Genomic DNA, 12,041 nt, shown 5'->3' on the forward strand with positions numbered 1-12,041 from the left:
GGGCCTCTATGAAAATTGCACACCCCCAATCTATTGACAGACTTCCTACAAGAAGAGAAAGGATATTAGCGATTTTTCTCGGATTCATATGCTCTACTATTACGGGCGCCGTTTCATTTTTGGGAATTCATCAGACATATAAAGGTGAACTAGAAGCTCTTGATTACACATTTTACTATTTGTTGTTTTCACTTAGTGTTTGGGCATTAATTAGAGCTGTTTTTACAAAATCGGCAAAGCCAAGTGCTATTTCATTTATGGCTATAGGTGGAATTCTAACCTTTTTTTCTATTGTAATTCTGTTTTTAGCAATAATTGAAAATACAAAATTCGAACCAAAAGGAATCATAGGCTGTTTGGTTATTTTATTGGTTGGGGCATTAACTTTAGTATATGGTTTCACTAAACGAAAACGGCCCTAACACATATGAGCCTCCGGGCTGTCAATGAAAAAAGATAGCCCTTTGACCACTATTTCAAGATCAATACCGTTGCCTTTTTAGAACTCGTTTACTTCGTCTGTCATGGCTGATGTTAAGCAAATTGCCTACGTCAAACACATATAGAGGCTCTTGTTGTCGCTCTTTTCAATTCCTTTTGACTGGCAACGGCACTAGACATTCATCGGTTAACCTTCCTCTGTCCTATTCAAACCTAAGTGGCTGCATTGACCAGTTAGTATCAGGTTCAGTGAAGGTGTAAGCAAATTCGTAAAAAGGTAGAAATGCGCAACGGTGACACGTCTAATCAAACCAACAGGTTTTGGCATTTCGGTATATTTATCTAAGCTGCTTTTGCAGACTATTGCGCGATAAAAGAGATACTCACCATTAAACCAGTTAGACGTTTAAGCTCATGCCACTGTGCTACTTACCCGTTTAAAAAGCGTTCTTCATCGAATACCTGCTGGTTCTTCAACATAAAATAAGTACATCGCCCAATTTTGTGAGCGAGTGCAGATAAAGCCTTCGCCTTGCTCATTCGCTTTTGAAGCTTGGCTAGATACCGTTTCGCGTTGTCATTACCTTTAAGGTACAACACTGCTGCTTCACTAAATGCCCACTTTAAATGAGCATTACCAATCTTATTGCCCTGCGTACCATGCGTTTTACCGGCCGACTCAGCTTTGCATTTGACTAACCGTGAATACGAGGCAAACTTCTGAACTGATGGAAACCGTTTAATATCGCCAACTTCGTATAAAATGGTGAGGGCTAGAATTTTCCCGATACCTGGAAACGACTTTAGAATATGTAAATCTGTAGCGCAGTGTGTTTGTGCCTGAGTCTTTACATAATGTTCAATCTTGTAGAGCTCACTCACCATGGTTTCGATAATGTTTAGGTTTAAATCCATGCTTTTCTGTACTGCTTCGTCTGGAAAAAAGTGGCGCATCTTTTCTCTATCAGGTGAGTTTCTTAAATCTAACCGCGTTTCTAAAGCGGGTAAGTTGTATTGACTGACTGTGCTAGCAACGTGCGCTTTCAGCTGGGCACTCATTCTCATTATGTGCGTGCGACGGCGAAGCGCATCTCGAATCGAACGATGCTCCTTCGAATAAGCATGCGCAAGCGGGAAGTTCCCTCCGCGCATTAGCTTCGCTATCTTTAGCGCGTCTATTTTATCGTTTTTCGTTTTACCTGCATGAATCGCTTTCATATAAAGCGCGTGGCCAAGGATGAAATCAATACTGTGTTCTTCACAGAAGTCAGAGACCCAATACCAACAGTGCATACATTCCACTCCAACAACAATATTGCCCAGATATGGCTTTAAAAGCGCTAACAGTTTATCGGGTGAATCATCTATTTTTTCGTGAACAAGAATGTTGTTTTCATTATCAATGATGCAGACATAAAGCAGTCTTGTATGAAGATCGATTCCACAATAGTACGGATGTGTATTAGTATAAAAGTTCATTGAGTTTTCTCCCTTGGTTTGGTCGCCTATTAGGATAAACTCAGTTTATGCTGATAGGGAGGAGGCTCAATGATTATCAAGCCAATAAACGCACTCTCTACGTTCGCTGGGACGCATACACGCGGGGCGGCTTCGCCATTATGCCCCACATGTCTGCGCCCGTTATTGAAAAGTTATGAGCCAAAGGAAGGTCATGATGAAATATCTACAAGAATCCATTATTTGTTTTTTACTTGGGGGGATCCCATGTATTTGGTCATTTTCTGATAATGGAATTACAGGGGTAGAAGCGTTTTATAAATCTATAGATACGTCTGACAGAACCGTCATGTACTTTTTTACTCTGGCTGCTTTTCATTTTTTAGCTTCACTTATATGGATTTGGGCACCGAGGTGGCATGAAGGTATAAAAGTAACTTTAAGAAGTGTTTTGCCTGTCGCAAACGGCGTAGGTTCCAGCCTACTTTGTATTTACCGAATAATTGCAGGCGCTTCGATGGCTTGCGTTTTCATTTTGCTGACAAACTTTACAGAACGAGAAAGCTTAAGGGTTCTGGCTGGTTTGACTATATCTAGCGTAGTATTTCTGCTGATGAGCTATTTTGTTAATAAAACCTTTGATTATGCAAATGAAAAACAGCGTGTAGGCTCATAACAAGCTATTCAAGCGGGAAAATTTACAGTTGGCTTTTTCTCACTTCGTTCGTTATTTTAGCCAACTGATAAATTTCCCCTTAATGGGGCGTTGGTATGACTCCCTTTGTCAACCCTGAACGAGCACTTCCCTGGCACTCTTTCAGCCCATAATTAGCTTTGTTTCTCGTCCATAATAAATTGAGCTAACGCACCGAATGAGGCAGTAATTTCGTCGGTTATTATGCTGGTATTCGTAGGTTACTTATTCAATAAATAAGCAGAGCTGACCTTACATGTTCCGCCGTAGCACCTTCTCATCAGTCTAGGCTCGTGGTTCAACAACCGTTAGGTTGTTGCCATCATAACGCCCTCGTAGGTTGTGCCACATCCCGCGGCCTGATCCAAATGTGTTAGCTCAAACTCGTTTTTCATGCAGGTACTCGGCTTAGTCTTAGTTTTGGGTTTACCGGCGTGAGTACCACTTCCTTTGCAATAGCCCAGATGTATGCCGCCATTTCTCTGGCTATCGCGGTAATGATTAAATTGTAGTGTTTACCCTTTTTACTCATACGCTGATAGCGTTTGCACAAGCGAAGCTGTGCTTTCCAAGCGATATCGACGATGTCTTTGGGTAAGCCTTCCTGCCTTAACTGTAATTCAGTAGAGACATTCGCTGGATACCGATAGCTGTGCGCCCCCTCAATCAGTAAACGCCTTGCTCGGCCATTTCCTGCTTTTGTAATGGCTCCTAAGTGTCGCTTTCCTCCTGATGATTGTTCACTGGGAACTAAGCCCAGATAAGCCATGAGCTTTCTTGGATGGTCGAAGCGGTTTAAATCGCCAAGCTCTGCTACCACGCCAACGGCAACGAGCAATCGAACGCCTCGCATCGCCTGAACGGCTTTCACCACCGGATAATAACGCCATTGGTGTACATGGTGGGTTAACTCATTGTCGAGCCTTTCCAGTCGCCGGATACGCTCTTCTATGGTTTGCAATTGTTCTTGTAAGACAATTTGCTGAGCCGGGTGAGGCAATATCAATTCCGTGAGCCAGCGAAGGTGTTTCTTCGACCAGTTTGCAGTACCTTCATAGCGTATGTTATTTCGCAAAAGTAGAGCTTTAAGCTGGTACTTGGCTTCTTTTAAATCCTTCATTGCTGCTTCTCGAGCTCGAGATAAATCCCGCAAAGCTTCATCTTCCGGCTCGGGCACATAGATGGGTGTAAGGTCTTCAGACTTTAGTGACCTAAGGAGCTTAAGCGCATCTCGACGGTCAGTTTTAATTCGCTCTCCCGGCTTTTTGGGAATAAGAGACGGAGCCACGACATAACAACAGTGTCCTAGACTGGTAATAAGGCGATATATCCAATAACCACACGGTCCAGCTTCATAAACAACGTGAAGTGTTGCGCCGGGATATTTAGATTCAAACTGAAGAAGCAGCTTTTTCACACTGACCTTAGACGAGGAAATACGGCCATAATGAACAGGCACAGCCCCACGTTGTTCTTCACAATAAGCAACCTCATGAAACTCTTTATGCGTATCCAACCCGATAAAAATCATGCTATGTTTGTTCATGCTAGCCTCCAAATTGATTTAGTATTGAACAAACTAATTATGGCTCTGGCTGAAAAGTTAACCCACGAAAATGCGGGGGCTAGCACTTTTACAGGGAGTCATTGTGTCTAGGTGCTTCTTAGAAATCCATGGCCAAATCAGAAATAAGACAATTCTTAAATGAAATCTGCACTAAGTTTCCAAACGTTGTGCCACTCATGGAAAAACATGAAAAATGTGAACATCCATTCCTAATGGAAGAGTTCGCAAATTTGACAACTATTTTGTTTAACCAAGGTAATTTAGAAGAAGCATTAGAACAGTTGCAGTACATGAGCGAAAAACTTGAAACTGCATCTAAAGCAGAGTTCGAATACATAGATGTATATTACACAGAACACTTATTCTGGGAAGGTACTCGAGAAGGTATTGAATATGGTTGGCCTCTGGTGCCAGATAATCTCAAAAAACTATACTTGGACTTTCATGGCAAAGCCCCTAGAGTAGTTGTTTAAATATGCACGCACCAACAAGCCAATAAACGCACTCACTACGTTCGCTGGGACGCATACACGCGGGGCGGCTTCGCCAGTATGCCCCACTTGTCTGCGCCCGTTATTGGAAAGTTATACACAAGGAGGGAACCCTACGTGTCAGAAGAAAATATTAAAAAAATTGTAAAGCGATACAAACTTCTTTCATCTTTTTGGCTGTTTGTTTTTTTAATTATCGCAATGTTTGCCAACTGGGCGCTAATAGATTCAAATATTCGTAACCACTCAGAGCTTGACCTTGAATACTATTCAAGTGATACAGGCTTTATTTGGGGCGCTATCATTTTTGGCTTAAATGTAGTTTTGCAGTTACTTTTCTACTCTCTAGAAAAAATCCTGCTCTTTTTGCAGCAAGAAAGCAGTTCTTCGAATTAAATTGTGTATAACAAAAAAATCAAGCTCGCCCACTGCGCGGGCTGGGACGCAAACATGTGGGCTGCTCACTTCGTTCGGATTTTAGCCCACATGCCTGCGCCCCTTATTGTAAAGTTATAAGTCACATAGGATGTTTTAGATGAGTGATTTTTCAGAGGATGAATCAATAAGAACCACATCAATATCAAGCGACTTAGATGATTACGATATTTTATCGACTATAAACAGGTCAGCTGCAGTCCCTAGTAATTCAGATCTTGAATTCAGGAAATTCATTTGGGCCGCAATGGCAACTTACGCTTTCGGTAACAAGTCAATCGACAATGTAATGAAACGCTATGACTATGCGTGGCAAGAATGGAAAAAAGGAGCATACGAAAGAGATCCATTGATCCTCAGTTTAAGAGGAATGTTTAGAATAATAAACAAGGTATCTTACGATTTAGAAAAAACTAAAGTAGAAAACTCACTCAGCAGTATCTGCGCTAAAGCTGCTCTTTGCAGGCTCGAAGCAAGCTTCAAAGCTGCTTATGGTCTTGTACGAAAAGAATATATTTTCGAAACTGACGCAGTCGCAAAAGTAATATTGGAACAGCTTGCTTGGGCTTACTCAGCCAAGGGACTAAACGAAGAAGATCTACTTAAATTAAAACCAACAAATGTATTACTAAGTTTAAGGAATTTTTCCCCGAGTCAGGAACATTTTATGGACAGATTAATAGATGGGCTCACCTAGATCCTTTCATCGTCAAGCAGTATGAAAAATTCCATAACAAGCAGGTTAGCGTTGTTCGCCGTAATCATCAAAACAGTAGAGAAAGTGGAGGCACAATTATCATGCTTTCGTTGGTTTATTTAAATCTGGTTCAGGCTCTATTTAGCGTCTATAAAAAAGATGATTTCAAAAAGATATTCGATGAACTTACAAGTTTTAGAAATAGTTACGAGAAAGACCTAAAAAGTGACTTATAACAAGGCGCTAAACACGTTCACTCCGTTTACTGGGACAGTAACGCAGCGGCGCTCCGCGATTATGCCGCTACGTCACTGCCCGTTAGCTTAGCGTTAGATGGCACGGAAATTAAAGTGACTACTGTAGTTGTTACGGATATCTTTGGTAAAACTCCCGCTCTTGAAGAATTGGCAAATGCCATCTGTAAGAACCATATCATTGTTGACCCGTATGACGGTCAAAATAAGATGTTTCACACTGAAAGTGATGCATATGAGTATTTCTCCTCTAATATTGGCTTAGAAAATTACAGCAAGCATTTGATAAACTCGTTAACCAAATTAGATTCTTCTGTAAACCTCGTGGGTTTTAGCGTTGGTGCTGCTGCCATTTGGAACCTCTCAGGAAGTTTCGGGCCTTCGCATATAAACAAAGCTATATGCTTTTACGGGTCTCAAATAAGAAACAATCGAAAAGTTGTTCCATTATTTCCAGTCACTCTTGTTTTCCCAAAAACAGAGAAGCACTTTTCAGTATCACAATTGATCTCAGAGTTGCACACCAAACAAAGAACCAAAATTAGACAGGTGCCTTACTTTCATGGTTTTATGAATAAGTGTTCTACGAACTTCGACTTGCAAGGCTACGAAAGTGAGCTTCGAACTCTTGCGGCTAATGCCATCTAACAAAAAAATTAAGTTCGCCCGCTGCGCGGGCTGGGACGCATATATGCGGGGCGGCTTCGCCATTATAGCCTGCCTGTTTGTGCCCCATATTTAAAAGTTAAGTGCCAAGTGGACAGTTATGAATCCAGTTTCTTTTTTAGAAAAGCTTCGCGAACAATATATCGCTACTGAAGATGACGACTTGCTTTTCACCGACAAAGAATGTGCTCTTGGCAGCACTATTTATCGGTTGAATTGCTGGAAGGATTTTCATGGCAAAGATAGCGTTGTTGTTTTTGAACTAAAGGAAAAAGGGTTGCTAATCTCTACGAGTACCTGTTTAGGCCTTCGATACTCCGAAACACAAGACCTTTTGCTTTTAAGTGAACAGCAATTGTGGGATATAGGTATTCCCTAGCATGGCACCTAACAAAAAAATTAAGTTCGCCCGCTGCGCGGGCTGGGACGCTCACTCGCAGGGTTGCTTCGCTATTATGCCCTAAGTATTATCACCCCTTATTTAAAAGTTAGCTAAACAAGGAAGTTATGAGTCGTTTTCTATTATTGGTATTAAATATCCTAGCTTTTAAGGCTGCAGCATGTTCCTTTGCTCCAGCGTTTGATGATTTCGTAATATCCGAAAATTCTTCAGATGAAGTTACTACACCAACTTTTAAAGTTGATTCAATCCACAGAGGAACAGATGATGGAAATCATGGTTCATGTTCTGATGCGGGCTTTATCAATTTAAAACTAGAGACTTTACCCTCTCATGAACAAGGTTATATTTTTAAAATTGTTGAAGGTGAATTTGAAGATCAGCTTTTTTACGAATCCCCTGTCGTACCATCGAAGTTTATGGAAAATGAAAAGCTATTTAGTTTTCTTTGGTTAGACGGGAGTTATGAGGAACAAGAACCCATAAATATTTTGGTTCAGATTATTGCTGTATCTCGATCTGGGAATAAAAGTGAACCTCAACTATTAAAAATAACTCACCCAGGTATACAAAAACCTTGGTGGAAGGTTTGGTAACAAAGTATGGCTAACAAGCCACTTAAGACGGGACGTTATATGCCCATCACTTCATTTGCAAAAAAAGGAATTATGATGTTTTATTTTGAAGTTATTCTTTTTATCTTTTTTGTTTGTTTTATCAGTTTCGGGTACAGGAAAAATAACCGGAATATGATGTTACTTGGCTCATTTTGTCTTTTTCTATCTCTATCCGCGGGGCCATTTGTTGAAGGTGTTAACAAGGGGTTCGCTGAAAAGTCTCACGAACTTAAACAAAACAAAGTTACTGGGTAAGCAATCAAGAGCATATAACAAGCCGCTGTAGTCGGTCGCAACCTCCCTGGGGCGGCTTTGCTATTATGCCCTACGCGTTATCGCCCTTATATAAAAGTTAAGTGCTTTGTTTGCCAAATCAAAATATGGAGTAATAAATGGAATTTAGACACACTAAGCGTTTTCATATTGTATCGCTTCTGATACTGAGCATTTCATTGCTCTCAAAAGCTAGTGCCAATGACATATATGATGCAGCGATCAATAACCCTGAAAGGCTAAAAGCAGACTTCGCTTACGATCAAAAGCGGAAACCGTTAGATATTCTTCCTTTTACTCAGATGAAAAAGGGCGACAAAGTTCTCGAGCTTGGTGCAGGTGGTGGTTACACAACAGAATTGCTATCGTGGCTAGTTGGCGAATCTGGCAAAGTATATGCGCACTTTCTTTATAACAAAGAACGTCTTGAAAACAATAGACTGTCAAATGTTATTTCACTTCGTAAGCACTCTTTAAATGAACATGCGCAAGTGCTTGCTGAAAACGAAATTCAATCCAATAAATTGGATGCAATCATCATTTTTTTGTTCTGCATGACATCTATCTAAATAATGAGATGAGTGATGAATTATTGACTAGTTTAATGGATGCATTAAAGCCAGGTGGAAGCTTAATTATATTAGACAACGCAGCTAAGCCGGATTCGGGTTTGACTAATATAGGCGATCTTCACCGGATTGGAGAGCATTTCGTCAAATCAGAACTGGAGCAAGCGGGTTTTGTATTTGATGGCCAAACATCTGTGCTCAGAAACAAGCAAGATGATCACACTAAACCGTGGGGTGATTATGAAGGTTTGCACGATCGTTTTGCTTATAGATTTAAAAAGACCGAAATATAATTTTAAAACGCACTTGAGAAAAATATTATGTGGGAATTTTACTCGCTGAAAAGCGCTCCTAAAATCCCTAAATGTTAAGCGTTAGACACTTGTCATGGATATCACATTAACAGATCCTGCTATACCTCTCTTCCATTTTGAGGTCATCAGAAATGTCTCCATTGTAGCGGCATTTTTAAGTGTTGTTGTTGGCCTAATTTATAAGGTTAAATACGATACAGCCTTGAGCTTATATAAAATCATATTGTTTTCTCCTGTGGTACCAATATTGTGTACATACTATGGTTACAAACAATATCTTGACGTTTTTTACGCTTTTCATAACAAAGGGAGTGGGGCTATCGAATTACACTTTGTTTACCCTGCAAATAAACGGATAGTATTGGATAATCCAAAATCAACTTTCGATCCAGATGGAAGAAGCCAAACCTGTAGGCTAATTTTCAGAAAGAATGGCGAAAAATATAGTAGCGCTAGCGCTAATGACGTATCTATATGCAAACAAATTTCGAGATCGCTTTAGGTACGTGTTTAACAAACAACTGTTGGCACTCACGGCGTTAGCTGGGACGCATATACGCAGGGCGGCTTCGCCATTATGCCCTACATGCCTGCGCCCCCTATTTAAAAGTTAGGAGACCAAGGTATGTATCAGGTTAAAAGGATTTTTTGGTTTATACCGCTGAGTGTTTTGATTCCCTCGTTTTGTGCCGCAGGGATCTACCTCTTATTGGCACGACTAGAGATTAATTCTTTTGATACTGCCTATTTGATATTTTCTTATCCAGTGGTTGGCATTAGCTCATTTTTAATCTACTGGTCTTTTGCTAGAGGTTTGAATTCGAAACCATATAGCCATGGATTTATCGTTTATATATTCAGTGCGATGATTCAGAATGTTTTTTTATCCGTGGCAATGAAGCAAATATATACTTCTCCGACACTATATTTTGATTTTATTATTTCTGTTTCGATGATGCTCATTGCAATAAAAGTTGGTTATCGAAAAAAGGATGTTTCAGGTGAGGTCTCCTAACAAGAGCATATTGGCGTTCACTGGCGCTCTTTGGGACATTTTTTATATGCTGGCATTAGGTACTGTGAGGTTAATTGACATATGGAGCATGAATTGATTAGGCAAGTTCAACCTGAAGATTATGAGAGTATTGAAAAAATATATAACCATTATGTTTCAAATACCTCTGTTACGTTTGAAGAAACGACCGTTTCAAGCACCGACATTCAAAATAGAGTAGAAAAATCACGTAGTTCCAATCTTCCGTGGCTCGTTATGGAAATCAGTGGTTCTATCGTCGGTTATGCGTACGCGACCAAATGGAAAGAGAGAGCTGCATACAGATTTTCTGTAGAGTCTTCAGTTTACGTTTCTGAAAAGCATCACGGTAAAGGTTATGGAACTCTTCTATACACCGAATTACTTAAGAATTTGAATTTACTTGAAGTAAACTCCGTAATCGGAGGCATTACGCTACCAAATCTTGCAAGTGTCGCATTGCACGAGAAACTGGGTATGAAAAAAGTTGCTCACTTTAGCAATGTCGGTTTTAAGTTTGATAAGTGGTTGGACGTCGGCTATTGGCAGTTGAAACTGCGTACCTAACAAAAAACAAGCCACTCACTTCGTAAAGGTTATGTGACCAAAGGAAATCAAAAATAAGGTGAAGTTTTCAAGTATAGCTTTTTCTCTTTTGTTACTAGCGGGTTGCACGACTGGTCGCTTAGAGTATATGACTCCAGAAGGAGAGACCAAATTCGCTTGTGAAGTGGAATATACTTGGGAACCTAGCGTAGACAAATATGCCGTCGAGTACATTTTAAGTTATTGTGCAAAACAGGCAGCTGAAAAAGGTAATACTGTAATTCGAAGAGAACTACTCGAATTAGACTTATCCATTCCGAAGCCACCTAAAGGTAAGCAATGGAGCTTCAAATTAGCAAAATCGCTACATGAGCAAGAGAAAATCACCGATAAGCAATACGGTTACATAGTTGCGCACTTGGATTTGGGCCATGACGAAAGTTAATGTTTTGGAAATATTACATAACAAAAAATATGCCCTACGTGCTATCGCCCTTTATTTAAAAGTTACGTTTCTCAATGGTAGTTTTAGCTTTTTTGTACTTAACACTGTTCCCAAGCCAAAGGAAAAATAGTTTTCTCACATTTTTTATACCTGGTATTGCCTTAATAATTGTATTGCTTCTAACGGGATTAGCTAATTTATGGCTATTAGATGAGTTAACGTTTATGTTAGCTTTTATATTTGGCGGACAGGAAATTTCAAAGCCTATTGAAAAGTCATTATAACAAGCTGCTCAAGCGCAAGTGCTAGAGAATGTTTAAATGGAACTATTTTTTGCAAACTTGGTAACAATTGTATTCTTCATTACGGGGTATAAGCTCATTGAAAAAGCAATTTTTCCAATGCCCTCCACTCTGCTTAAAATTGCACTCTATTCACTTTTGATCTTCAGCTGTTTAGGCATTACTTCGTTTCTTTTTGCTATCGCTATCGGACTATGTTTACCAAATACATACCCAGTCACTTTTTCATACAAAGCGCTGTTTATTTGCCCTTTTATTACTATCTACTTTTCATATAAGATGATACAAAACAAAAAACTGCTTTCTACACGCACATCACAAGCACATTAACGCTTGCTGCGCTTGCCAAGGACAAAATTACCTGGGCTCCCTACACTTCGTTTCGTATTGTAGCCGCGTATTTTTCCCTTTGTTCGAGCCGTTAGCAGCCAGGAAAATAGAGTCGTATGAAAGTAACTCAAATTTTCGGATTAATCATATCAATTTTAGCTTTTACCTATTACATGTCTTTTGCGCAGCGACTAGACTCACCTGATGCGCAAGGCTCAGTGGCGCTTGGGATTGGTCTTCTTTCTGTCTTTTTTTTAGCATTAATCTCTGCAATTTTGTTAATCCCAACCTCGATTATTCTTTTAAGAAAAAAAGCTAGAGAGCGTCATAATTTTAATGGCTTAATTTGGAATACTGTTCTCGGGTTTAACACCGCCCTGGCGTTTTTTTATACGTTCATTGGTCTATGGTCGGTGGGGACATTTATTGTTATATGGGCAAGCCGTTAACGATGCGCTATTGTCATTCCCTGCAGTCACTGAGACACTACCTGGGTACTTCGCGGTTTT

Annotated in this window: 16 protein-coding genes; 14 read left to right on the forward strand and 2 right to left on the reverse strand. The window is 40.0% G+C overall.

Annotated elements, in window-relative coordinates:
- Positions 1 to 422: hypothetical protein (locus ACYTPF_RS07915; RefSeq protein ID WP_461851815.1), on the forward strand; the 422-nt coding region annotated here is incomplete at its 5' end.
- 448 nt (positions 423 to 870) lie between these two features.
- Here the strand turns inward: ACYTPF_RS07915 and ACYTPF_RS07920 are convergent.
- Complete coding sequence (locus ACYTPF_RS07920; RefSeq protein WP_461851816.1) at positions 871 to 1,920, reverse strand: IS110 family RNA-guided transposase; 1,050 nt, start codon at positions 1,918 to 1,920, stop codon at positions 871 to 873.
- 193 nt (positions 1,921 to 2,113) lie between these two features.
- Here ACYTPF_RS07920 and ACYTPF_RS07925 point away from each other — a divergent pair, with 193 nt between their 5' ends.
- Entirely contained in the window at positions 2,114 to 2,575 is a 462-nt protein-coding gene (locus tag ACYTPF_RS07925; RefSeq protein WP_461851817.1) for a hypothetical protein, read from the forward strand.
- Between the two features lie 409 nt (positions 2,576 to 2,984).
- Here ACYTPF_RS07925 and ACYTPF_RS07930 read toward each other — a convergent pair whose 3' ends face one another.
- Entirely contained in the window at positions 2,985 to 4,139 is a 1,155-nt protein-coding gene (locus ACYTPF_RS07930) for an IS110 family RNA-guided transposase (protein ID WP_461851818.1), read from the reverse strand.
- Between the two features lie 128 nt (positions 4,140 to 4,267).
- Between ACYTPF_RS07930 and ACYTPF_RS07935 the strand changes: the two genes are divergently transcribed.
- The 12 genes from ACYTPF_RS07935 to ACYTPF_RS07990 all read left to right on the forward strand — a co-directional run bounded on the left by ACYTPF_RS07935 (position 4,268) and on the right by ACYTPF_RS07990 (position 11,981).
- A complete protein-coding gene (locus ACYTPF_RS07935) occupies positions 4,268 to 4,633 on the forward strand; it encodes a DUF7674 family protein (protein WP_461851819.1) in 366 nt (121 codons plus the stop codon).
- Positions 4,634 to 4,768: 135 nt separating this feature from the next.
- A complete protein-coding gene (locus ACYTPF_RS07940) occupies positions 4,769 to 5,047 on the forward strand; it encodes a hypothetical protein (RefSeq protein ID WP_461851820.1) in 279 nt (92 codons plus the stop codon).
- A 139-nt stretch (positions 5,048 to 5,186) separates the two neighbouring features.
- Positions 5,187 to 5,783, forward strand: a complete 597-nt coding sequence (locus ACYTPF_RS07945; RefSeq protein ID WP_461851821.1) for a hypothetical protein — start codon at positions 5,187 to 5,189, stop codon at positions 5,781 to 5,783.
- A 350-nt stretch (positions 5,784 to 6,133) separates the two neighbouring features.
- The gene (locus ACYTPF_RS07950) at positions 6,134 to 6,685 is read left to right on the forward strand and encodes a hypothetical protein (protein WP_461851822.1); all 552 of its coding nucleotides are present in this window, start codon (positions 6,134 to 6,136) and stop codon (positions 6,683 to 6,685) included.
- A 118-nt stretch (positions 6,686 to 6,803) separates the two neighbouring features.
- A complete protein-coding gene (locus ACYTPF_RS07955) occupies positions 6,804 to 7,082 on the forward strand; it encodes a hypothetical protein (protein ID WP_423077266.1) in 279 nt (92 codons plus the stop codon).
- Between the two features lie 128 nt (positions 7,083 to 7,210).
- Entirely contained in the window at positions 7,211 to 7,699 is a 489-nt protein-coding gene (locus tag ACYTPF_RS07960; RefSeq protein WP_179983597.1) for a hypothetical protein, read from the forward strand.
- Positions 7,700 to 8,112: 413 nt separating this feature from the next.
- Positions 8,113 to 8,562, forward strand: a complete 450-nt coding sequence (locus ACYTPF_RS07965) for a hypothetical protein (RefSeq protein WP_461851823.1) — start codon at positions 8,113 to 8,115, stop codon at positions 8,560 to 8,562.
- Between the two features lie 8 nt (positions 8,563 to 8,570).
- The gene (locus tag ACYTPF_RS07970; RefSeq protein WP_461851824.1) at positions 8,571 to 8,855 is read left to right on the forward strand and encodes a hypothetical protein; all 285 of its coding nucleotides are present in this window, start codon (positions 8,571 to 8,573) and stop codon (positions 8,853 to 8,855) included.
- Positions 8,856 to 9,501: 646 nt separating this feature from the next.
- Entirely contained in the window at positions 9,502 to 9,891 is a 390-nt protein-coding gene (locus ACYTPF_RS07975; protein WP_461851825.1) for a hypothetical protein, read from the forward strand.
- Between the two features lie 81 nt (positions 9,892 to 9,972).
- Entirely contained in the window at positions 9,973 to 10,476 is a 504-nt protein-coding gene (locus ACYTPF_RS07980) for an arsinothricin resistance N-acetyltransferase ArsN1 family B (RefSeq protein ID WP_461851826.1), read from the forward strand.
- A gap of 58 nt (positions 10,477 to 10,534) precedes the next feature.
- Positions 10,535 to 10,900 carry a hypothetical protein gene (locus ACYTPF_RS07985; RefSeq protein ID WP_461851827.1) on the forward strand — a complete coding sequence of 122 codons (366 nt, stop codon included), beginning with the start codon at positions 10,535 to 10,537 and terminating at the stop codon, positions 10,898 to 10,900.
- 748 nt (positions 10,901 to 11,648) lie between these two features.
- Positions 11,649 to 11,981, forward strand: a complete 333-nt coding sequence (locus ACYTPF_RS07990) for a hypothetical protein (RefSeq protein ID WP_461851828.1) — start codon at positions 11,649 to 11,651, stop codon at positions 11,979 to 11,981.
- Positions 11,982 to 12,041: the final 60 nt, after the last annotated feature.

The organism is Alteromonas sp. HB246098, assembly GCF_054890645.1.